This is a genomic window from Streptomyces buecherae (genome assembly GCF_014295035.1).
Lineage (GTDB): Bacteria > Actinomycetota > Actinomycetes > Streptomycetales > Streptomycetaceae > Streptomyces > Streptomyces youssoufiensis.
Genome location: NZ_CP060404.1, coordinates 2,025,217 through 2,047,658, shown reverse-complemented (window position 1 = coordinate 2,047,658; position 22,442 = coordinate 2,025,217). Strand labels below are relative to the sequence as shown.

17 protein-coding genes are annotated in these 22,442 nt (G+C 75.0%); 8 read left to right on the top strand and 9 right to left on the bottom strand.

Annotated elements, in window-relative coordinates:
- Window positions 1-279 precede the first annotated feature (279 nt).
- The gene (locus H7H31_RS07445) at window positions 280-750 is read left to right on the top strand and encodes a Dps family protein (protein ID WP_187059615.1); all 471 of its coding nucleotides are present in this window, start codon (window positions 280-282) and stop codon (window positions 748-750) included.
- 1,268 nt (window positions 751-2,018) lie between these two features.
- Here H7H31_RS07445 and H7H31_RS07440 read toward each other — a convergent pair.
- On the bottom strand, window positions 2,019-2,891 hold the full coding sequence (locus H7H31_RS07440) for an Fpg/Nei family DNA glycosylase (protein ID WP_187060941.1): 873 nt from the start codon (window positions 2,889-2,891) through the stop codon (window positions 2,019-2,021).
- A 140-nt stretch (window positions 2,892-3,031) separates the two neighbouring features.
- Window positions 3,032-8,005, bottom strand: a complete 4,974-nt coding sequence (locus H7H31_RS07435; protein ID WP_187060940.1) for an Lhr family helicase — start codon at window positions 8,003-8,005, stop codon at window positions 3,032-3,034.
- Between the two features lie 137 nt (window positions 8,006-8,142).
- Here H7H31_RS07435 and H7H31_RS07430 point away from each other — a divergent pair, with 137 nt between their 5' ends.
- The 3 genes from H7H31_RS07430 (at window position 8,143) to H7H31_RS07420 (ending at window position 10,579) form a co-directional block, all read left to right on the top strand.
- Window positions 8,143-8,982, top strand: a complete 840-nt coding sequence (locus H7H31_RS07430) for an AraC family transcriptional regulator (protein WP_187060939.1) — start codon at window positions 8,143-8,145, stop codon at window positions 8,980-8,982.
- A 560-nt stretch (window positions 8,983-9,542) separates the two neighbouring features.
- Window positions 9,543-10,274 (top strand): AzlC family ABC transporter permease, encoded by a 732-nt coding sequence (locus tag H7H31_RS07425; RefSeq protein WP_187118227.1) that lies wholly within the window; start codon window positions 9,543-9,545, stop codon window positions 10,272-10,274.
- The gene (locus H7H31_RS07420; RefSeq protein ID WP_187060966.1) at window positions 10,271-10,579 is read left to right on the top strand and encodes an AzlD domain-containing protein; all 309 of its coding nucleotides are present in this window, start codon (window positions 10,271-10,273) and stop codon (window positions 10,577-10,579) included. Before H7H31_RS07425 ends, H7H31_RS07420 begins: the two co-directional genes overlap by 4 nt.
- A 376-nt stretch (window positions 10,580-10,955) precedes the next feature.
- Here H7H31_RS07420 and H7H31_RS07415 read toward each other — a convergent pair whose 3' ends face one another.
- Entirely contained in the window at window positions 10,956-11,897 is a 942-nt protein-coding gene (locus H7H31_RS07415) for a hypothetical protein (RefSeq protein WP_187060965.1), read from the bottom strand.
- A gap of 80 nt (window positions 11,898-11,977) precedes the next feature.
- Here H7H31_RS07415 and H7H31_RS07410 point away from each other — a divergent pair, with 80 nt between their 5' ends.
- The 4 genes from H7H31_RS07410 to recX all read left to right on the top strand — a co-directional run bounded on the left by H7H31_RS07410 (window position 11,978) and on the right by recX (window position 16,056).
- A complete protein-coding gene (locus H7H31_RS07410; protein WP_187060964.1) occupies window positions 11,978-12,172 on the top strand; it encodes a DUF3046 domain-containing protein in 195 nt (64 codons plus the stop codon).
- Window positions 12,173-12,493: 321 nt separating this feature from the next.
- Window positions 12,494-13,927, top strand: a complete 1,434-nt coding sequence (locus H7H31_RS07405; protein WP_187117844.1) for an AI-2E family transporter — start codon at window positions 12,494-12,496, stop codon at window positions 13,925-13,927.
- Window positions 13,928-14,295: 368 nt separating this feature from the next.
- Entirely contained in the window at window positions 14,296-15,426 is a 1,131-nt protein-coding gene (gene recA / locus H7H31_RS07400; RefSeq protein WP_187060962.1) for a recombinase RecA, read from the top strand.
- Between the two features lie 3 nt (window positions 15,427-15,429).
- A complete protein-coding gene (gene recX, locus H7H31_RS07395; RefSeq protein ID WP_187060961.1) occupies window positions 15,430-16,056 on the top strand; it encodes a recombination regulator RecX in 627 nt (208 codons plus the stop codon).
- A gap of 278 nt (window positions 16,057-16,334) precedes the next feature.
- Here recX and H7H31_RS07390 read toward each other — a convergent pair whose 3' ends face one another.
- From H7H31_RS07390 to H7H31_RS07370, 6 genes are all read right to left on the bottom strand, one after another.
- The gene (locus H7H31_RS07390) at window positions 16,335-16,766 is read right to left on the bottom strand and encodes a rhodanese-like domain-containing protein (RefSeq protein WP_187060960.1); all 432 of its coding nucleotides are present in this window, start codon (window positions 16,764-16,766) and stop codon (window positions 16,335-16,337) included.
- Window positions 16,763-17,335, bottom strand: a complete 573-nt coding sequence (locus tag H7H31_RS07385; protein WP_187060968.1) for a cupin domain-containing protein — start codon at window positions 17,333-17,335, stop codon at window positions 16,763-16,765. Before H7H31_RS07385 ends, H7H31_RS07390 begins: the two co-directional genes overlap by 4 nt.
- Before the next feature lie 225 nt (window positions 17,336-17,560).
- Window positions 17,561-17,647 carry a putative leader peptide gene (locus H7H31_RS34725; RefSeq protein ID WP_315971046.1) on the bottom strand — a complete coding sequence of 29 codons (87 nt, stop codon included), beginning with the start codon at window positions 17,645-17,647 and terminating at the stop codon, window positions 17,561-17,563.
- A 491-nt stretch (window positions 17,648-18,138) separates the two neighbouring features.
- Window positions 18,139-19,929 carry an FAD-dependent monooxygenase gene (locus tag H7H31_RS07380; protein WP_187059853.1) on the bottom strand — a complete coding sequence of 597 codons (1,791 nt, stop codon included), beginning with the start codon at window positions 19,927-19,929 and terminating at the stop codon, window positions 18,139-18,141.
- Between the two features lie 874 nt (window positions 19,930-20,803).
- Window positions 20,804-21,727, bottom strand: a complete 924-nt coding sequence (locus tag H7H31_RS07375) for an amino acid ABC transporter permease (RefSeq protein WP_187061434.1) — start codon at window positions 21,725-21,727, stop codon at window positions 20,804-20,806.
- Entirely contained in the window at window positions 21,724-22,374 is a 651-nt protein-coding gene (locus tag H7H31_RS07370; RefSeq protein WP_187061433.1) for an amino acid ABC transporter permease, read from the bottom strand. Before H7H31_RS07370 ends, H7H31_RS07375 begins: the two co-directional genes overlap by 4 nt.
- Window positions 22,375-22,442 lie beyond the last annotated feature (68 nt).

Here is a 22,442-nt window from a genome sequence, read left to right as displayed (position 1 = left end):
GCTGGTCTGGGTCGGGCTGGCTTGGCTGGTCCGGGGGCGGGGCTGGCTGGCCCGGTGTCGCTGGTTCGGCGTGCGGGGGCAGGTGGGTGCCGCCCCGGCGGGGTGATGGGGCGGTGGGGAAGCGGCGTCGTACCGGTCTGAGTGGGGCTGGTGGCGGGGGGTAGGTGGGTGGTCCGTTCGAGAAGGTGGGACGGGTTGGCCATATGCCGCGTATGCCTGGGTACGCGGGTGTATGGCAGGGTGAGGGAAGGGACTTATCCGTCACATAGGAGGAAATTCATGACTGTCGTCAAGAGCTCGCTGCCCGAGTCGGACCGGAAGACCGTCGGCGACGCGCTTCAGGGTGCGCTGGTGGACCTGGTGGATCTGTCCCTGGTGGCCAAGCAGGTGCACTGGAACGTGATCGGCCCCCGGTTCCGCTCCATCCACCTGCAGCTCGACGATGTGGTGGAATCCGCGCGGACTCACACCGACACCGTCGCCGAGCGCGCCTCCGCGATCGGCGTGAGCCCGGACGGCCGAGCCGAGACCGTCGCCAAGACGAGCGGCATCGAGACCGTCAAGGACGGCTGGATCAAGGACACCGAGGCCGTGCAGATCCTGGTCGGGGCGCTCAACGCGGTCATCGGCCGCATGCGCGAGCGCATCGAGGCCACCGACAAGCCCGACCCGGTGTCGCAGGACATCCTGATCGGCCTGACCGCCGACCTTGAGAAGCACGCGTGGATGTTCCAGGCGGAGGCCGGCTGAGCCGGGTCGGGGCTCGGATTGCCGAAACGAGCCTCTGACCTGCGCGAGCGGGCATTTACTCGCGCTGCCGGGTGTGCTGACACGGCGACGCGTTCCGGGCCGGGGCGGCGGATTCCGCGGAATCTCGCGCCTCCACCGGAACGTCGGCGGAATCCGGCGGGGCCCTGTCGACACGGGAGCCGGCCTCACAGGTTGTGGGGCCGGCTCCGTCGTGTCGTGGGGCCGCCGGCGGTGCGGGGGCGCCTCGGCGCGCGGCACGGCGCGCTGCGAGGTGGCGCAGGGGTGCCGCGCTGGACACGCTCTGGATGCGTGGGGCGCGGCTCCGGGCGAGACTGGCACGACAGGACGAGACGGGGTGCGCGACGGAGTTCGGCGCCCCCGAGCCCGACCGCGAGAGGTGCCCGGACATGCGAGACGAGCCGATATCCGCCCGACGTTCTCAGCCCGCCCCGCCCCCGGGTGGCGAGTGCCCGCCAGGCGCCCGGCGGAGGCGTACGAGGCCGGGCCGTCGGGTGGGCCACGCGGGGTCGGGGCATCGCCGTCGCATACGGGCGAGGCATCGCGCGTTCGGGGACTGGGCGACGGCCGGCGGTGCCTGACGCCGTGCGTCTGGCCGGCGCGCTGCTGCTGAGCGGGGCCTGGGGTTGGGCCGTGTTGTGGACGGCCGCCGAGTCCGCGCCGGCGGGGCCGGTGGAGGGAGTGCTGCTGGCGGGCGGCTGGGGCCTGAGCCTGCTGCCCGTGCACTGCGTGCCGGCCGGCCGTCGTCGGAACGGCGGCGAGCGGTCGTCCGGGCGGGCGCGCCACGGAGCGCGGGGGCCGACGACGCGGGCGACGGGTGTGGTGCGGGTGCGACCTGCGGCGCGGAGAGCGGACGCGGCGGCACCGGCGCGGCTCGCGGCGCGCGAACCCGTACGGGTGGGCGGCGGCGGAGCGCGGTGGCGCGCGGGCTGGCGGTGGGCGCGGGGGCGTACGCGGGGTGGGCGGCGCGCTTCTTCGTAGCGCGGCTGGTCGTACGGGAGTGACTCGCGGGGCGCGGTGGTGCTCCGGGGCTTGTAGAGGCCGGGGCGGAGGCAGAGATCGGGGTCGGGCACGGCCGATCTGGGCGTTGATCCTGCCGGCCGTGCTGGGTGGCCCCGGCATGGCGAGGAGAGCCGGTGCGGCCGCGGTGGGCGGTGTCGACGCCAGGGAAGCCCTGGCCCTGGTCGCCGCGCGGCTGGGGTGCGTACTCGGCCGGAGCGGCCTTGGTGGCGCCCGTGGCGGGTGGGGGCTTACGGCGACGGCTCGGGCGCGGGGCCCGGCTGGCAGCGGGGGCACCAGTAGGTGATGCGGGCCGGGGTGCTGGCGGGATCGTCGGGGCTGGTCTGTTCGGCCACGCGGATGACGGTGCCGCAGCGCGCGCACGGTTTGCCCGCGCGGCCGTAGACCCACAGCCGGTGGTCGGGGTGGCGCTCGGCGGTGGTGATCCGGGTCGGGCGCGACTTGTTGACCTCCAGCAACTTCTTGGCCAGCGGCATCAGTCTCTGGTGTGCCGAGGCGCCGAGATCGGCCACCGGCGACCACGGGCTGACCCGGAGCAGGAAGCACAGCTCCGCCTTGTACACGTTGCCGATGCCCGCGAGGTTGCGCTGGTCCAGCAGCGCTTCGCCGAGCGCTCGGCGCGGTGCGGCGAGCACGCGGCGCAGTGCCTCGTCCGGGTCCCAGTCCGGGCCCAGCAGGTCGGGGCCGAGATGGCCGACGACGGTGTGCTCCTCGGCCGTGGGCAGGAGGCCGAGCACGGGCAACCGGTAGCCGACGGCCGTACGGTCCGCCACCCCGAGCACCGCCCGGATCTGGTGTCCCGGGCCCCCGCGCCAGCGCTCACCGGTGTCGTAGACGTACCAGGCGCCGTCCATCCGCAGGTGCGAGTGGAGCGTGAGGCCCCCCTCGACGCGGGCGAGCAGGTGTTTGCCGCGCGGCACGACCTCGCGTACGTGCCGCCCGGTCAGGTCGGTGTCGGGGAGGCGGGGGCGTCGGTTGCCGCGAGCGTCGGGGCGCAGGCTGGCGCCGGTGGGAGCGCGCAGCTCCCACCGGGTCAGGGGCTTGCCCGCCAACGCGGCGTGGAGGCGGTGCGCGGCGCGCCAGACGGTGTCTCCCTCGGGCATGGGGCCATCATGCCGCTTCCTTGTGCGGCCAGGCGCCGGCTATGACGTCTGGAGTCCCGGATGCCCGGCGCGCGGTGCCCGGCGCTCCGTGATCGGGGAGGCCGCCCGCCTCCGCCGCCCCCTGGGCCCACGGGCCAGCCTCAGCGCGGGGAGCGCAGGCGTAGCCCGCGCGGGGTGGCGTGGAAACCTGCGGTCTCCAGGCCCGCTCCGAACGGTGAGGAGAGCGCCGCCACGCCGTTGATCCGTTCGACCGTGATGGTGCCGAGGGACCCGGCGTGGGCCGCGGTGGCCAGCGCTTCGAACGCCGGTATCAGCCGGGGGTCGTCGGCCGTGCCGGGGCCGGTTGCCGGTTCGCGGGTCGCGGACGGGGAGGGGGTGGTGCGCTCGGGGGAGGACGGGGATGCGCCGGTCGTGCTGGGCCAGGCGAGGAGCGTCTTTCCGCCGCGCTCCAGGTAGAGCACCAGCTCACCGTCGACCAGGACGACCAGCGAACCGGCCTTGCGGCCCGGCTTGTGGGTGGCGCCCGGCGGCGGGTCCGGCCAGTTGAGGGCGGCGCCGTACGCGTTGGCGGGGTCGGCGGCCGCGAGCACCAGGGCCCGTGGCGCGGGGCCCGCCCCCGGGCCGCCGTCGCGCCCCGCGCCGTCGCCGAGGCCCTGGCGGAACGCCGGGTCGAGGGCGGCGCTCTCCGCGCGGTCGCGTGCCGTGCCCACCGCGCGGAGTCGGTCCACCGCCCCGTCCATGGCGAACTGGGCGGCCCCCAACCCCTCCACGACATAGCCGCGGCGCGCCTGGCCGCTCTCCTCGAAGACGGACAGCACCCGGTAGGCCGCGGCGAACCCGCCCTCGACGCCCTCCGCCGCCACGGCGCCGCGGGTCACCACGCCGTGCCGGTCGAGCAGCGTGCTGGCCAGCGCGTGCGCGCGGTGCGTGGGGTCGGCCGCCCGCTCGGGCACCAGCGACCAGCGCCCCGCCACCGTGGGCGGCCCGCCGAGCGAGGCCGTGGGGCGGGCGGTCATCCGGCCGTACCCGCGCGAGCTCGTCAGCGAGCCGTACCGGCCGCGCGGGACGGCCCGCTTGGCGCGGTGAGCGGTCGCCCCGGCGGTGCGCCCGGAGCCGAGGAGGGAGCGCAGCGGGGCGACGGTGTCGTTGGTGATCCGGCCCGACCACGCCAGGTCCCAGATGACGTCGGCGATCTCGGTGTCGGCGCCCGGCGTCGGCTCGGCGAGCCCGGCGGCCCGCACCTGGTCGGCGATCTGACGGAAGAACAGCCCGTACCCGCCGGCGAGCGCGCCGAGCACCGCCTCGTGGAGCGGGGTCAGCTCCAGTGGGCGCGGCTCGGGCAGCAGCAGGGGCGCGGCCTCCGCCAGGTAGAGCGAGACCCAGCCGTCCTTGCCGGGCAGCGCGCCCGCGCCGGCCCACACCACCTCCCCGGCCACGGTCAACTCGTCGAGCAAGGCAGGGGAATACCGGGCCACCCGGGACGGCAACACCAGCTTCTCCAGCGCGGACGCGGGCACCGCCGCGCCCTGCAACTGCTCGATGGCGCGCACCAGGCCGTCCACGCCGCGCAGCCCGCCACCGCCCACGTGCTGCCACTGCGGCAGGAACGCGGCGAGCGCGGACGGCGCGACCGGCTCCAACTCGTGGCGCAGGGCGGCCAGGGACCGCCGCCGCAGCCTGCGCAGCACCGCCGTGTCGCACCACTCCTGGCCGATGCCCGAGGGGTGGAACTCGCCCTGGACGACCCGGTTGTCGGCGGCCAGACGGTGCAGCGCGCCGTCCGTGACGGCCGGGCCGAGGCCGAAGCGCGCCGCCGCGTCGGCCGAGGTGAAGGGCCCGTGCGTGCGCGCGTACCGCGCCAGGAGGTCGCCCAGCGGGTCCCGCACCGGCTCGGTGAACGCCTCCGGGACGCCGACCGGCAGCGCCGTGCCCAGCGCGTCCCGCAGTCGCCCCGCGTCCTCCACCGCGGCCCAGTGCTGGCGGCCGGCGATGCGCACCCGGATGGCGCGGCGGGCGGACTCCAGGTGCGCCGGCCACTCGGGGGCCGCGCCCCGCCGCGTCAACTCCTCGTCGGTGAGGGGCCCGAGGACGCGCAGGGCGTCGGCGACGCCCTCGGCGTCCTTGATCCGCCGATCGTCGCTCAGCCAGGCCAACTCGCGTTCCGACTCGGCCAGCACCTCGGGGTCCAGCAACTCGCGCAGCTCCGCCTGGCCGAGCAGTTCGGCCAGGAGCCGGGAGTCCAGCGAGAGCGCGGCGGCCCGGCGCTCGGCCAGCGGCGAGTCGCCCTCGTAGAGGAACTGCGCCACGTACCCGAAGAGCAGGGAGCGCGCGAACGGCGAGGGCTCGGGCGTGGTCACCTCCACCAGCCGCACCCGGCGCGCCTCGATGTCGCCCATCAGCTCGGTCAGCCCCGGCACGTCGAAGACGTCCTGGAGGCACTCGCGGACGGCCTCGAGGACGATCGGGAACGAGCCGAACTCGCTGGCCACCTGCAACAGCTGCGAGGCGCGCTGGCGCTGCTGCCACAGCGGGGTGCGCTTGCCCGGGGTGCGCCGTGGCAGGAGCAGCGCGCGGGCGGCGCACTCCCGGAAGCGGGCGGCGAACAGCGCCGAGCCGCCCACCTCGTCGGTCACCAACTGGGACACTTCGCCCTGGTCGAAGGTGACGTCGGCCGCGCCGACGGGCGACTGCTCGCTGTCGAAGGCCGTGCCGTGGTCGGGCGCCGGCCGCGTACCGGCACCGGGGGACCGCTCGTCGCCGCCCGGCTCGGTCGGCATCGGTACGTCGAGCAGGTCGAGGCCGAGCAGGTCCGCGTCGGGCAGCCGCAGCACGATGCCGTCGTCGGCGTGCATGACCTGGGCGTCCATCCCGTACCGCTCGGTCAGCCGGGCGCCGAGGGCCAGCGCCCAAGGGGCGTGCACCTGCGCGCCGAAGGGGGAGTGGATGACCACGCGCCAGTCGCCCAGTTCGTCCCGGAACCGCTCGACCACGATCGTGCGGTCGTCCGGGACGTGGCCGCACGCGGCGCGCTGCTCCGCCACGTACGCCAGCACGTTGTCCGCCGCCCAGCGGTCGAGCCCGGCGACGCTCAGCCGGGCCCGGGCGGCGTCCGGGGTCAGCGCGCCGACCTCCCGCAGGAAGGCGCCCAGGGCGCGGCCCAGCTCCAGCGGCCGTCCGAGCTGGTCACCCTTCCAGAACGGCAGCCGCCCCGGCACGCCGGGCGCGGGCGTCACCAGCACCCGGTCCCGCGTGATGTCCTCGATCCGCCACGAGGTCGTCCCGAGGGTGAACACGTCGCCCACCCGGGACTCGTACACCATCTCCTCGTCCAACTCGCCGACCCGCCGCCCGCCGCTTCGGCCGCCCCCGCCGCTGGACGGCTCGGCGCCGGCGAGGAAGACCCCGAACAGGCCGCGGTCGGGAATCGTCCCGCCGGAGGTGACCGCGAGGCGCTGCGCCCCGGGGCGGCCGGTGACCGTCCCGGCGACCCGGTCCCAGACCACCCGGGGCCGCAACTCGGCGAAGGCGTCCGAGGGATAGCGGCCGGCGAGCATGTCGAGCACCGCCGTGAACGCCGACTCGGGCAGCGTCGCGAAGGGCGCGGCCCGGCGCACGACGGCCAACAGCTCGTCGACGTCCCAGGTGTCCATCGCCGTCATCGCGACCAGTTGCTGTGCGAGGACGTCGAGCGGGTTGGCCGGGACGCGCAGCGCCTCGATCGCGCCGGCGCGCATCCGCTCGGTGACCACCGCGGCCTGCACCAGGTCACCGCGGTACTTGGGGAAGACGACGCCGGTGGAGACGGCCCCCACCTGGTGGCCCGCGCGGCCCACCCGCTGGAGCCCGGAGGCCACCGAGGGCGGCGACTCGACCTGCACGACCAGGTCCACGGCGCCCATGTCGATGCCCAGCTCCAGGCTTGAGGTGGCGACCACGGCGGGCAGCCGGCCCGCCTTGAGGTCCTCCTCGACCAGTGCCCGCTGCTCCTTGGAGACCGAGCCGTGGTGCGCGCGGGCCAGCACCGCGGGCGCGCCCCTGGCCGCGCCCGCCTCGGCCATCACCTCGGCCGGCGCGTGGTGCTCGGGCAACGGGTCGCCGGTGGCCCGTTCGTACGCGATCTCGTTGAGCCGGTTGCACAGCCGCTCGGCCAGGCGGCGGGAGTTGGCGAAGACGATGGTCGAACGGTGGGCCTGCACCAGATCGACGATCCGCTCCTCCACGTGCGGCCAGATGGACGGCCGCTCGCCCTCCTGCTCCTGCCCGTCCCGCGCGGGCGAGGAGCCCAACTCGCCCAGGTCCTCCACGGGGACGACCACCGACAGGTCGAACTCCTTGCCGGACGGCGGCTGGACGATCTCCACCCGCCGCCCCGGGGAGAGATAGCGCGCCACCTCCTGCACCGGTCGCACCGTCGCGGACAGGCCGATGCGGCGCGCCGGACGCGCGCGCCCCGACCCGCCCTCACCCGCTCCGCGCAGGGCGTCGAGCCGCTCCAGGGAGAGCGCCAGGTGCGCACCGCGCTTGGTGCCCGCCACCGCGTGCACCTCGTCGAGGATCACCGTCTCGACGCCGGCCAGGGCCTCCCGCGCGGCGGACGTCAGCATCAGGAACAGCGACTCGGGCGTGGTGATCAGGATGTCCGGCGGCCGGGTGGCCTGGGCGCGGCGCTCCGCCGGCGGGGTGTCGCCGGACCGGATGCCCACCCGCACCTCCGGCTCGGGCAGGCCACGCCGCACCGCCTCCTGCCGGATGCCGGTGAGCGGGCTGCGCAGATTGCGCTCCACGTCCACCGCGAGGGCCTTGAGCGGCGACACGTACAGCACGCGACAGCGCTTCTTCGCCTCCGCCGGCGGCGGCGCGCTGGTGAGCTGGTCGATCGCGGCCAGGAAGGCCGCGAGGGTCTTGCCCGAACCGGTCGGCGCGACCACCAGCACGTCCGAGCCCTCGCCGATCGCCCGCCAGGCACCGGCCTGGGCGGCGGTCGGCGCCGTGAACGCCCCGGTGAACCAGCCGCGGGTGGCCGCCGAGAACCCCGCCAGCGCCGCGGCGTGCGCGCTCGCGCCGTCCGGGGCACCACCCCCCGCCGGCTCACCGCCCTGCTCGTTCCTCACCATGCCCCCATCGTGCACCGCACCACTGACAATCGACCGGAGCGGCAGGTCACCCGGGCTGTGCAGCCCGTCGCGTGGCCCGGGTGACCACCCGGGCGGCCGGCCGGAACCGTCGAACGACCGTTACGCACAATGGGGGCATGAGCGAGCGGGAGCGGGCGAGGCACTGGCAGTACGCGGAGCTGCCGGGCGTGGACCTGCTGAACGCCCGCTACATCCGGCACGCCTTCCCGCAGCACACCCACGACGGCTACGTCATCGGCGCGATCACCGGCGGCGTCGAGGAGATCCGGCTGCCGACCGGCGTGCAGCGGGTGGGTCCGGGCGGCGTCGTCATGATCAACCCCGACGTGGCGCACACGGCACGCGCCGGAGTGCCCGAAGGCTGGGCGTACCACGTGCTCTACCCGGCCGCCGCCATGGTCGACGACATCGCCGCTGAGGTGTCCACGTCCCGTGGGACGGCCTGGTTCCGCGAACCGGTCGTGCAGGACCCGGAGAGCGTGCGGTTGATCATGGCCGTCCACCAGGCCGCGGAGCGGGGCAACGCGCTGGCCGCCGACACGGTGCTGCGCCAGGCCATCGCGAGGCTGCTGCGCCGGCACGGCGGGACGCTCCCCGACCGCCCCGCACCGCGCGGGGCCGGCGCGCGCACCGCCGCCCGGGCCAGGGAGATCCTGGAGGCCCGGATGGCCGCCCCGCCCACCCTCGCGAGCCTGGCCGCGGAGCTCGGCACCGGCCCCTTCGCCCTGCTCCGCGCCTTCCGCGCCGCGTACGGGATGCCCCCGCACGCCTGGCTGACCGACGCCCGGGTGCGGCGCGCCCGCCGGCTCCTGGAGGACGGCACGCCGCCAGCCGAGACCGCCGCCCTGGTTGGCTTCACCGACCAGCCGCACCTGGGCCGCCACTTCACCCGCATCGTCGGCGTGCCGCCGGGCGCCTACCGCAGAGAGCGCTCGAACGGGCGCCAGCGCCCCTGACCGCGACCGCAAGAACGTACAAGACCGCGTCGTTCGGACACCCGTACGGTGCCGGCGTGGTCGAACAAGCGGAACGCGAGGAATGGCAGCGCCCCGTGCGGCGCGCGGAGCGTACGAACGGCGCGGCACGAGCCCCGCGCCGTGGGGACGAGGACGGAGCACGGGGCACGGGGCACGGAGCGCCGACCACGGAGCCCGGTGGGGCGCCGGCCGGCGCGCTGGACGGAGCGCCGAGCGGCGCGGCTGACGGGGCTCCGTCCAGCGCGGCCGTCGCGACCGACACGGGGCACGGGGCGGCGAAGCCGACGGGGCACGGAGCGCAGAGCCTGACGGAGCGCGGGGCCGGCGGCGCCGACGAGGCGACTGGCACGGGGCGCGGGCCCGCCGGCGCTGGACGGGCGTCCGACGCTGGGCGGGCGTCCGGCGCGGGGCACGGGGCGGCGAGCGCGGCGGGGGACGGGGCCCGGGGCACGGGGCGGCCGGCCGCTCCCGCCGGGGCGGGCGGTGCGGGGCCGCGGCATCCGGCGGGCGACGGCGGGGCCGACGCGGGGGACGGGGCCGTGGTGCGGGACGCGCTCGGGGTGGGCGTCGCGGTCGGGCTCTCCGGGTTCGCCTTCGGCGTCACGTCCGCCGGCTCCGGGCTCAGCCTGCTGCAAACGTGTGTGCTCAGTCTGCTGGTGTTCACCGGAGCCTCGCAGTTCGCGCTCGTCGGCGCCCTGGCCGCCGGCGGCAACCCGTTGACGGCGGCGGCCGGCGCGTTCTTCCTCGGCATACGCAACGCCTTCTACGGGCTGCGCCTCTCCCAACTCCTGCTGCTGCCCCGGGCCCTTCGGCCGCTGGCCGCCCACTGGGTCATCGACGAGACCGCCGCCGTCGCACTGGCCCAGCGGGACCGGCGCGCCGCCCGGCTGGGCTTCGTCGTGACGGGAGCGAGCCTGTACGCGCTGTGGAACCTCACCACGTTGATCGGCGCACTCGGCGCCGCCTCGCTGGGCGACCCCAACGACTGGGGCCTCGACGCGGCCGGCCCCGCGGTCTTCCTCGCCCTCCTGGCCCCGATGCTCCGCAGCCCACTGGAGCGCGTGGTGGCCGGCCTCGGGGTCGTCCTCGTCCTCGCCTGTGTGCCGGTCCTGCCCGCGGGGGTGCCGGTGCTGGTGGCGGCGCTCGCCGCACCGATCGTCCTGGCCGCGCACGGCCGTCGCGCCGCCACACGGCCCGAGGGGCAGCCCGAGCCCACGACCGCGACCGATGCTACGAAGCCCAGCGGTACCGCCGAAGGAGAGAACCGATGAACACGTGGTTCGCCATCGCCGTGACGGCCGCCGGCTGCTACCTGGTCAAGCTACTCGGCCTCTCCGTGCCGGCGGGCGCCCTGGAGCGCCCACTGGTCAAGCGACTGTCCGCCCTGCTGCCCGTGGCGCTGCTGGCCGCCCTGATCGCGCAGCAGACGTTCAGCACGGAGCACACGCTCGTCATCGACGCCCGCGCTGCGGGCCTGGGCGCGGCGGCCCTCGCCCTGGTACTGCGCGCCCCGTTCCTGCTCGTGGTGGCGGTCGCCGTGGCCGTGACGGCGCTGGTGCGGGCCGTCGCCGGCTGACGACCCGACCGCGCGCGCCGTACGGGCCCCGTTCCGCGCCCCGGCGATCGTGCGTACGAACGCACCGCGCGGCCGGCACTCCGCGCCCCGTGCGCCGCGCCCCGTACCCGGGGCCGCCGCTCCGTGCCTCGTGCCCCGTGCCATGGGGCAGTGCTCCGTGCCCCGTGCCCCGTGCCATGGGGCAGTGCTCCGTGCCCCGTGCCATGGGGCAGTGCTCCGCGCCATGGGGCACGGGGCAGACGGCGGGCCGGTCGGTGCGCGGAACCACGCGGTGCGCGGAGCCCTCACGGCCGCCCCGCCGCCCCGTACGCCCCGTCGCCCCGCTGCCAGCGGCGCCGTAGCCGTCGTGCCCTGTCCTCCGTGCCGTGCCGTGCCGTCAGTCGATCTCCCGGCCGTACGCGCGCAGCGTCAGCAGGGCGTCGATGGTCACCATGGGGCGGCACTCCAGCGCCGTGCCGGGTGCCCACTGGCGCCAGTTGATGGGCCAGCCGCCGTCCTCCTGCTGCGCCGCCGCGAGGTGGTCCAGGGAGGCCGACATCTCCGCGTCGGAGAACCACGGGCGGGCGACGGAGCCGGGGAGGCGTGCGAAATCGTGCGCGAAGTGGTGCTCCCCGGGGCCGTACCCCGCCGGCACCGGGTGGTCGTCCGCGTCCCACGGGTCGAGGACGACGAGCCGCTGCTCCCGTACCCGCGCGCCGAGCCGCTCCGCGACCGCGCCCGCGCGCTGGCGGTCCGGCACGCAGTCCAGGAAGGTGATCGCGGCCATGACCTCGTACGGATGCGTCGGCGCTCCGTCCGCCAGCCGCTCCACCGCCGACCAACAGAAGTCCGTGGCCCGGAACAGCCAGGCGTGCCACACGCCGCCCCGGTGCAGCAGCCCCGTGACGGGGCCGGTGGCGAGCAGGTCGCTCGGGGGGTCGTCCACCACCGGAATCCACGGTGCCGCCGGGTACCCACGCAGCGAGGGGTGGAGCGCCGGGAGGGCGCCGGTCGGGGTGGAGATCTCGGTCAGGTACCGGCAGACCCGCTCTATGCGCTGCCCGCCGCAGCGTCCGATCTCGTCGAGCACGCGCAGGGCGTACGCGGTGTGCAGGGGCTGGCTGACGGGGCCGCGCAGATCCGGCTCCAGGGCGTGCCCGTACCCCCCGTCGTCGTTCAGGTACGCGGCCAGCGCCCGCTCCACGGCGTCGACGGCGGGCTCCAGGCCGTCGCGCTGGGGCAGGAAGTGGTACGCGAATCTGCGCTGCTCCAGGACGCGGGCCGTGAGCCAGACGAAGTGCTCGGCACGGGCGAGGGGTGAGGTCGGTGCTGGGTCCATCCCCCGACCGTAGGACCGGAACGGGGCGCGGGGCGGCCGATGCCGTACGGCTGCACTCTCAGGGGCGCGATACTGGACGTATGCGGTTGACGGTCTTCTGGCAGCGAATGGCGGACTACTTCGGAGAGGGGTACGCGGATTCGTTCGCGCGTGACCACGTGATGTCCGAGTTGGGCGGCCGGACTGTCCACGAGGCCCTGGAGGCCGGCTGGAGCGCCAAGGACGTGTGGCGCGGGGTCTGCGCGGCCGTCGACGTCCCGTACGAGAGGCGTTGACGGAACGGAGCGGAGACGACCGCGCGCGCCAGAAGCCTGCCCTCCGGGGCAGGCTTTTTCGGAGCACGGAGCACGGAGCACGGAGCACGGAGCACGGAGCACGGAGCACGGAGCACGGAGCACGGAGCCACGGAGTGGCGCGTCGTTGGGGGTGGTGGGGCCGGACGGCGTGGGGCGACAGTTGCGGGCACGGGGCACGGGGCACGGGGCACGGAGCCGGGCACGTCCGCCGGGCAGCGCCTCCCGGGCGGGGGCGGCGGTCGCCCCGGGAACCGAGTTGGACGCGGACATGACAGGGGTGCGCGGGGTCACGTCGGCCACATGGGCCACACTTGCTCCGTGGTAGCGACAGAAGACACCGTTCAGGAAACGCCCCCCGTGAGCCCGCGTGACGCGGCGAGTGCGCGTATGCCCCGTTGGTTGCCCCGGGCCATGGTCCTGGCCCTGGCGCTGGTGGCCGGCTTCCAGTTCGCCAGTTGGGCGTTTCACGAGCTGACGTCGCTGCTGCTCAACATCCTGATCGCGTTCTTCCTCGCGCTGGCCATCGAGCCCGCCGTGGACTGGATGGCCGCTCGCGGGCTGCGTCGTGGGGCGGCGACCGGGCTGGTCTTCCTCGGCATCCTCATCGCCGTCGCCGGCTTCTTCACCCTGCTGGGTTCGATGCTCGCCGACCAGATCGTCACCATGGTCGAGGACTTCCCGAACTACCTGGACAAGGTCATCAGTTGGGTCAACACGACCTTCCACACCGAGCTGTCCCGGGTCGAGGTGCAGGACAGCCTGCTGCACTCCGACTGGCTCCAGAAGTACGTACAGGACAGCGCCAACAACGTGCTGGACGTGTCGGCGCAGGTGCTCGGCGGGCTGTTCAAGCTGCTGACGGTGACCCTCTTCGCGTTCTACTTCGCCGCCGACGGCCCGCGGTTGCGCCGCGCGCTGTGCTCCGTGCTGCCGCCGCACCGGCAGTCCGAGGTGCTCCGCGCCTGGGAGATCGCGGTGGCGAAGACCGGCGGTTACCTGTACTCCCGCGGCCTGATGGCCCTGATCTCCGGTATCGCGCACTACATACTGCTGGAGGTGCTGGGCGTGCCGTACGCCCCGGCGCTGGCCGTGTGGGTGGGCCTGATCTCGCAGTTCATCCCCACCATCGGCACCTACCTGGCCGGCGGCCTGCCGATGTTGATCGCCTTCACCGTCAATCCCTGGTACGCGGTGTGGGTGCTCGGCTTCGTCGTGATCTACCAGCAGTTCGAGAACTACCTGCTCCAGCCCCGCATCACCGCCAAGACCGTGGACATCCACCCGGCCGTCGCCTTCGGCTCGGTGATCGCCGGCACGGCGCTGCTCGGCGCGGTCGGCGCCCTCATCGCGATCCCGGCCACCGCGACGCTGCAGGCGTTCCTCGGTACGTACATCAAGCGGTACGAGGTGACGGACGAGGCGCGGGTGCAGGGCGGCGGCACCCGCAGGCCGCGGGGCATGTCGCGGCTGGCGCGCCTGCGGCGTGCGCTCCGGCGGGGGGAGGGCGGGGCGGCCTCGGGCGCGTCGGCGCCTGGCGGGGCGGACACCGAGCCCACCGCGCCGGTCGCGGTTCCCGCTCGCCCCGACCGGGGTGGCGGAACCTCGTCGGCGGGGACGGTGCCCGCGCAGGCGACCGACACGGAGCGGGCGCAGGCCCCGACAGGCGCCCCGGCGCCGTCCCGGTCGCCCGAGTCAACGGGGCCGGCGACGGGGGAGCCGGTCCCCGAGGGCTGACCGCCGAGCGGCCACCGCGCCGCGGCGCGGTAGACGGGGCCGTGGCGGTGGCGGGCCGCAGTGCAACGGGGCCGCGGCGCGGCGTCCGGCGCCCCACGGGGCGGAGCGTGGCGCGGCGGCGCGGAACGGAGCATCGCCCGCGCCGCAGCGGCCACGTCGGCGCGGAGCTTCGGCACGCCGGGGCGCGGGCGCGCCACAAGCGGGACTTGCTTGACACCAAAATCGAACATCTATTCTCATGGGGGTGCTGGCTGGCGGTTCTGCCCCCGGTTATCCACAGGCGGAGAGGGTGTCCGGACCGATTGTCAGTGGCAGGCGTTAGCGTCGTGGACGTGAAGCGATCGACTCAAGCAAACCGGGTGGAGCCCATGGCGGCAGGAACTGACCGCGAGAAGGCGTTGGACGCCGCACTCGCGCAGATTGAACGGCAATTCGGCAAGGGTGCCGTAATGCGGATGGGTGACCGGCCCAACGACCCCATCGAGGTCATCTCCACAGGGTCGACCGCCCTCGACGTCGCGCTGGGCGTCGGCGGCCTGCCGCGTGGCCGTGTGGTGGAGGTGTACGGACCCGAGTCCTCCGGTAAGACCACGCTGACGCTGCACGCTGTGGCCAACGCCCAGCGGGCGGGCGGCACGGTCGCCTTCGTGGACGCCGAGCACGCCCTCGACCCCGACTACGCGCAGAAGCTCGGCGTGGACACGGACTCCCTGATCCTGTCCCAGCCGGACAACGGCGAGCAGGCGCTGGAGATCGTGGACATGCTGATCCGCTCCGGCGCGCTCGACCTCATCGTGATCGACTCCGTGGCGGCGCTCGTCCCGCGCGCGGAGATCGAGGGCGAGATGGGCGACTCGCACGTCGGCCTGCAGGCCCGACTGATGAGCCAGGCACTCCGCAAGATCACCAGCGCGCTCAACCAGTCCAAGACGACGGCGATCTTCATCAACCAGCTCCGCGAGAAGATCGGCGTGATGTTCGGTTCGCCGGAGACCACGACCGGTGGCCGCGCGCTGAAGTTCTACGCGTCGGTCCGGATCGACATCCGCCGGATCGAGACCCTCAAGGACGGCACCGAGGCGGTGGGCAACCGCACCCGGTGCAAGGTGGTCAAGAACAAGGTCGCCCCGCCCTTCAAGCAGGCCGAGTTCGACATCCTCTACGGCCAGGGCATCAGCCGCGAGGGCGGCCTGATCGACATGGGCGTGGAGCACGGCTTCGTCCGCAAGTCCGGCGCCTGGTACACGTACGAGGGCGACCAGCTCGGCCAGGGCAAGGAGAACGCCCGCAACTTCCTCAAGGACAACCCCGACCTCGCCGACGAGATCGAGAAGAAGATCATGGAGAAGCTCGGCATCGGGGTGAAGGCCGACAAGCAGGCTGCGGAGCCCGACGGCACGGTCGCCGCCACTGCCGAGCCCGCGACCGCCGCGAAGACGGTCGCGCCGACGGCGGTGAAGGCGACCAAGGCGACCAAGGCCGCCGCGGCCAAGAGCTAGCCGATGACCCGGCGAAGTGACTGGCCGGACAGTGGCGACGCGGGACGACCGGACAGCGACGACCTCGGCCCGTCGAGGGCCGGGCGGAGGGCGTCGCGTGGGGGCCAGGGGGAAGCCTCCAGCATGGAGCCCGGTGAGCAGGCGCGGGCGATCTGCCTGCGCCTGCTCACCGGGACGCCACGCACCCGCAAGCAACTCGCCCAGGCCCTGCGCCAGCGCGACATCCCCGATGACGTGGCGGAGGAAGTGCTGTCCCGCTTCGAGGACGTCGGCCTGATCAACGACGCGGCGTTCGCCGAGGCGTGGGTCGAGTCCCGGCACCACAGCAGGGGGCTCGCCCGGCGAGCGCTGGCGCGGGAGTTGCGTACCAAGGGCGTGGACTCCGCGCTCATCGACGAGGCGGTCGGTCAGCTCGACCTGGAGCAGGAGGAGCGAACCGCCCGCGAGCTGGTGGAGCGCAAGCTGCGCTCCACCCGGGGGCTCGACCGGGACAAGCGCATCCGGCGACTGGCCGCGATGCTGGCCCGCAAGGGCTACTCCGAGGGCGTGGCCCTGCGGGCGGTGCGACGGGCGCTGGAGGAGGAGGGCGAGGACGCGGAGTTGCTGGAGCACCACCTGCCCGACGCGTGACCGAGCGACCACGCGGAGCCTGCTGGACGCGGAGCCCCCTCGCTACGGCGCGGGCCCGCTGAGCACCGAAGTGCGTCGATGTGGCGCGCACCGGTCACGGGCCCACGATCGTCCGAGCCCTGGGTATGCCATGCCCTGGGTGCGCTCTGGCCGCGTCCGGAGCGTGGGCCAGAGCCGAGGCGAGCGGTCCCGCGCGGGACCGCTGCCCGCTCCGGTGCGCCGAAGCGGGCGCGCCCACCCGTCGCGCGGACAGGCGCACCCCGCGAACGGTGATCGCGTTAGCCCGCGATGGTCCGGGCCGGGACGGACGGCCTCTCGGAGTGCCGTATCGGCAGCCCCGCCGCCCGCCACGCCTGGAAGCCGCCGACGATGTCGGTGGCCCGTGCCAGGCCGAGCTGGTGGAGGGAGACCGCCGCGAGGCCGGAGGCGTACCCCTCGTTGCAGAACACCACGGCCCGCACGTCGTGCCCGGTGACCTCGGGCAGGCGGTGGTCGCCGTGCGGGTCGAGCCGCCACTCCAACTCGTTGCGCTCCACGATCAGCGCGCCGGGGACCAGCCCGTCCCGGTCGCGGAGGGCGGCGTAGCGGGTGTCGATGAGCAGGGCGCCGTCCCGTGCTGCGGCGGCGGCCTCGTGCGGGGTGAGCCGGTGGAGCTGGGCCCGGGCCCGTTCGAGGAGGGTGTCCACGCTGGTCGGCTGGTGGGTGCTCATGCCCACTCCCCGGGGTGCTCGACCTGCTCAAGGCGGAGTACGGGGCCCGTACGGCTGTAGCGGCGCATGAGCGGCAGCGGGGGGTAGTAGGCGTGCACGGAGATGGCGTGCCGCTGGGCGGAGAGGTTCAGCACCTGGTGGACGTGGTGCGGGCCGAAGGCGCGACCGTTGCCCCGGGGCAGGGTGCGCTGGCGGTCCACGCCCTCGGCGAGCTCCAGCGTCTTCCAGCCCTCGGTGGGCAACTGAGCGGCGAGCGACTGCTCGATCAACTCACCGTCGGCGATGGCGAAGGCGCCGTGCGAGCCGCCGTGATCGTGCCATCCGGTGCCGGTGCCCGGCGGCCAGCCGATGAGCCACGCCTCACTGCCTCCCGGCCCCTCCAGGCGGGACCAGGTGCGGCCCTCCGGGTCGAGGGGCAACGTGGCGACGAGGGCGGCGTCGGCCGCGACGCGGCGGACGTAGTCGAGCAGTTCGGTCAGGGAGACGCCGCTGCCCCGGGGCGCGGGCGTCGCCTCCGGGCGGCCGGGGGCGGGGAGCGGGGCACCGCCGGGCGGCGGCGCGGCGGCGATTCCCGGCGCCGCGGCGCGACCTGGTGGGGCAGTGGAGGGTGCGGCGATGGCCGAGGCGTACGGGGACGCGGCGGGCGGGGCCGCGACGGCGGGCGGGGGGCTCGCCGTGGCCGAGGCGGTGGCAAGGGGAGAGGCGGCAGGGCCGACCGAGCTGGTTGTCACGGAGACCGTCCTGAGGGCTCGCGAGGACGCGCGGCGGCAGGCCACGCGGAAGGGGAAGGCGGATCAGCAGGACGGTCGACACACGCAGCCCGCGTAGCGAAGGAGGTCCATATGGACCCTCCGCCAGAGACGCAGGCTGGTGTCAGACATGGTTCGGAGTAGACCACCTCCCCTCGCCCATGGTCAACAGCGGCCGGGTGTGCGCCCGCGCACTCGCCCACCCCCTAACGGCCGCCCGTGCGACGCACCGTCCACGCTCCGGACTGACACGTCGCGCCCACTCCCGGTGCGGCGCGGCTGCCCCCGGGTCGGCCCTCGAACGCGCCCGCCCGTGCCGCCCCGGCCCGTGGCGACGCGCCGCGCGCGCCGGGCGGCGCCGGCACGCCGGGGTGTGCGCGGCGGCGGTCGCTCGTACGTGGTCGGTGACAGCGCGTAGCCGGCCTTACCCCGAAGCGGCGGCGTGCGGTGCCCGTGGACGTAGCCCGGCGCGTACGGTCCGGGCGGACGCCTCTCGACGGGGCACGCCCCGCGCCGCCGTACGCGCGTCTCCCACCGTTGCCCCCGGCCGGCGTACGGGGCACGGGCGCCCCGGCGAACTGGCGTACCGGCGTACGGAGCGCGGGGGTCGGCCCGTGGCGCCGTCAGGTGGGGCTGTGGGCGGGGGCCTGGAGGAGTCCGCCCCGTGCGGCGTCCGCGCAGGCGTACAACTCGGCCTGACGGACGCCGGCCAGCGCCGCCACCAGGTAGCCGTCGGGCCGTACCAGCAGCACGGTGTGCGCGGCGGCCCCCGGGTAGCCCTCCGCGACCAGGATCTCGGCCCGTACCGGCAGCGCGGCGACGGCCGCGGCGAGGCGGGGCATGAGCCCGGCGCCCACCCAGTGCCGGCGCTCCCACACGCCCGTGCCCGGGGCGACCAGGACCACGAGCAGCGCCCCACCGAGCCGGTTGCGGAGCCGGGTCAGGGAGCCGTCGGGCGCCGTCACCGGCACGTCGGCCACCGGGCTGCCGGGCGCCGTGTCCACGCTCTCCGCGCCCTCCGGGGGCGCCGGTTGCAGCGGGCTGCGCTGGTAGCTCGGGGGCGCGCCGAGTTGCCCGAGGCCCGCGTGGCCGTCGGTGAGCAGCGCGTCGTGGCCGCGTACGGAGCCCGGCAGCACCGAACGGCGCACGGCGGACCAGCCGCCCGGCGCGCGCACCTGGGACAGCAACTGGTCGGCGGTGCGCAGCCGGGCGCCGACGGCGCCGCGCCGTTCCGTCTGATAGCTGTCGAGCAGCGGGTCGCCCGCGCCGTGGTGCCAGGTCAAGGCCAGCTTCCAGGCGAGGTTGTCGACGTCGCGCAGTCCCTCGTCGAGCCCCTGCGTACCGAGCGCCCCTATCAGGTGCGCGGCGTCCCCGGCGAGGAACGCCCGCCCCACCCGCCAGCGGCGGGCGAGCCGGTGGTGCGCCACGTACACGCCGGTGTCCAGCAGTTCGTACGGGGGCAGGGTGCCGCACCAGCCGGTGAGGGTGTCGCGCACGCGGCTGAGCAGGGCCTCGGGGGTGACCAGGTCGCCGCCGGGCGGCAGCAGCCAGTCGAGCCGCCAGGCGCCACCCGGCAGCGGGCGCGCGGTCACCTCCGCGTCGGCGCCGCGCCACGGCGGCAGCCGGTGCAGCAGGCCCTCGCCGGGGAACGGGAGGTCGGCCCTGAGCGCCGCCACGGCATGGCGCTCCACCGCCGTCCGGCCGGGGAACCGCACGCGCAGCAACTTGCGGACGGTGGACCGCGGACCGTCGCAGCCGATCACGTAACTCCCGCGCCACCAGATGCCCTTGGCCTCCGGTCCGCTCGCGGGGCCCGTCGCGTCCGCGGCCGGCCCCTCGCCCGGATCAGCGTCCGCCTCGTCCGCCGGCTCCGTGTCGAGTACGGGCCTGGTGTGGACGCTGACGCCGGCCTCGTCCTGCTCTATGGCGTCCAGCCGGCCGCCCGTGGCGATCCGCACCAGCCCGCCGCCGGGCTGCTGGCAGAACGGGGCCAACGCGGCGCGCAGCGATCGGGTGAGCACGTGCTGGGGGAGGTGCAGCGGCGAGGCGATGCCCGACGGTTCGTCCGGCGCGGTCGCGTCGCGCGGGGCCGGGAGCGCCGGCGGGGCGTCCGCGGCACCGCTCCGTTGCGCCCGCGGGTCGTCGAAGGTCACCTGACGCACCGTCTGGCGCCGGCGCATGGTGCGCCACCCCGCCCAGCGGGCACCGCCGTCGGTGGCGACGGCGCATCCGAGGCGGCTCAGCATCTGGGCGGTGTCCGGCCGGAGCACGGCGGTACGGGCTGGGCGCTGCTCGTCTATGCGCGGTCGGCCGGGCCCCTCGTCGAGCAGGATGACGGGAACATCGCGGCGGGCGAGAGCCAACGTCAGCGCGAGGCCGACGGGGCCCGCACCCACGACGATCACCGGGTCCACGACGCGGTTCCCCCGTCCCTGCGGCAGGTAGGAGAACTGACAATAGGAGCCCGGTACGCGATCACAGAACGTATGCAACCCATTGCGTGTGCCCCCGTCAAGTGACGGTCGGGGGCACGCGGGAGCACGTACGTACCCAACCCGGCCGAGGATATACGCCCAGTACAGGGCCGGATACGTCAGCGTCGCACTCCGGTCGCCGCTCCGGTGCGGAATGGCCTTACGGCCTGGCCGCACCGTCACCGCCCGCTCGCACGCCTTCCGTTGGCGTCCCCGCCCCGCCAGGGACCCGGCAGCCGCGCCCACCTTCGGCCCCGTGCACCGTTCCTCAGCGCGACACCCGCTCGTTGGCCCCGTGCCCCGTGCCCCGTGCCCCGTGCCCCGTGCCCCGTGCCCCGTGCCCCGTGCCCCGTGCCCCGTGCCCCGTGCCCGGTACGGAGCACGGCGTGGCCGCGGCGTTCCGTGGGTGGAAGCCGCGGGGCGGTTGGCCCCGCGGTCGCCTGACGCCCCGTCGGGCACCGCCGACTCCCGCGGGGCGCGCTCCAGTGTGCTCCCGCGTGCTCCCGTGCCCCGCCGCCCGCGGGCATACGTGCGCCGCGCGCGGCGCGGGCGACGGGGCAGCCCGCCCCGCGCCTCGGCCCACCGCCCCTCGCCCCGTACCGCCCCCGCGCACCGCGCCGCGCCCCGCCCAACTCCACCCGCCCCCGCCACACCTCGCCCCGTACCGGCCGCCCCCGGCACGCCGGGTGGTGCGCCGGGCGGGTCGCCGACGTGCGAGCGCCCCGTGTTCCCGCCGTGGGGCGGGGACACGGGGCGCGGGGTGCGCCGTCGCGCGCGGGGCCCCTGCGGGCGCCGGGGCGCGACGGAGGTGGGGTCAGTCGGCCTTGGGGCCGCCTCCTCGCGCGTCGCCGCCCCGGGAACCGCCGTCCGCGCTGTGCGAGGGGTCGACCATGACGGTGGCCGCGCCGGCCGGCACCGCCGCCGGGGCGCCCTTGCGGCTGCGCTTGGTGCTCCGCTCGATCCAGGTGGCCAGCGACGAGAGCGCCAAGCACAGCAGGATGTAGATGGAGCCGAAGACGATGACCATCGGGATGAAGGCGTAGACGCCGTTCTCCGGAGGGGTCCGCTCCGCGAACGCCTTGCCGACGTAGAGCAGCTCCTCGTAGAGGATGATGAAGCCGAGCGAGGTGTCCTTGAGCGTGACCACGAGCTGGCTGATGATCGACGGCAGCATGGAGCGCACGGCCTGCGGGATGAGGACGCTCGTCATCACCTGGGTCTTGCGCAACCCGAGCGCGTACGCGGCCTCGCTCTGCCCCTTGGGCACGGCGTTGATGCCGGCGCGGAAGATCTCCGACTGCACCGACCCGTTGTACAGCGTCAGCCCGATGACCAGCGCCCACATGGGCTGGGTGTCGAAGTACGCGTAGTACAGCAGGAAGATCATGATCAGCAGCGGCATGGCGCGGAAGAACTCCACGAGCACCGCCGTCGGCCACCGCACCCACCGGTGGTCGGAGAGGCGTCCCGCGGCCAGCACGGCGCCCAGGGCGAGCGAGAAGACCGCCGCGAGCGCGAACGTCTTCAGCGTCGTCAGCAGACCCTCGAGGATGCGGTCCTGGGTGTTCGCGTACTGGTAGTCGTCCCACAGGCCGGCCTGGAACTGCCCCGTGTCGTCCAGCCGGTAGATGACGAAGGCGATCAGGCCAAGGAGGGCGAGCGTGGAGACCACGCCGTAGACGCGATTGCGTCGGCGGGCCTTGGGGCCCGGGACGTCGTAGAGGACACTGGCACTCATCGGGCCACCGCCAGCCGGTTCTCCAGCAGCCGGAACAGGCCGCTGAGGGTCAGTGTGATGATCAGGTAGCAGACCGCGATCCAGAGGAAGATCACCAGGATGTCGTAGCCCGCGTCCGCGTTGAGCTGCTTCTGCAGCGCTCCGAGCTCCATGACGTCGAAGCCGGAGGCGATGGCGGAGTTCTTGGTGAGGGCGATGATCAGGCTCCCGACCGGGGGTATCGCCGTGCGCGCGGCCTGCGGCAGCACGATCTGGCTCAGCGTCTGCGTGAAGGTCATGCCGATGCTGCGCGCCGCCTCGGCCTGCCCGACCGGCACCGTGTTGATGCCGGAGCGGACGGCCTCGCAGATGAAGGCCGACGTGTAGCAGCCGAGGGCCATGACCGCGAGCCAGAAGGAGTCCCAGCCCTTGAGTCCGAGCGCGGGCAGGCCCAGCGTGACGATGAGGAACAGGAGCACCAGGGGCGTGTTGCGCAGCAGCGTTACCCATACGGTGCCGAAGACCCGCAGCGCGGGCACCGGAGACACCCGGAAGCCCGCGATCAGGATGCCGAGCACGAGGGCCAACAGCGAGCTGTAAGCGGTCAGTTCGACGGTCTTGAGGAAGCCGTCGCGGAATGCCGCGAAGTTGTCCGTCAGTACGTTCAAGTCAAGTCTCCGGTGGTGAGCACGGCGGCCGGGGGCGCCCGCGGCGGGTGGGCCCTCACGGGGCCCGG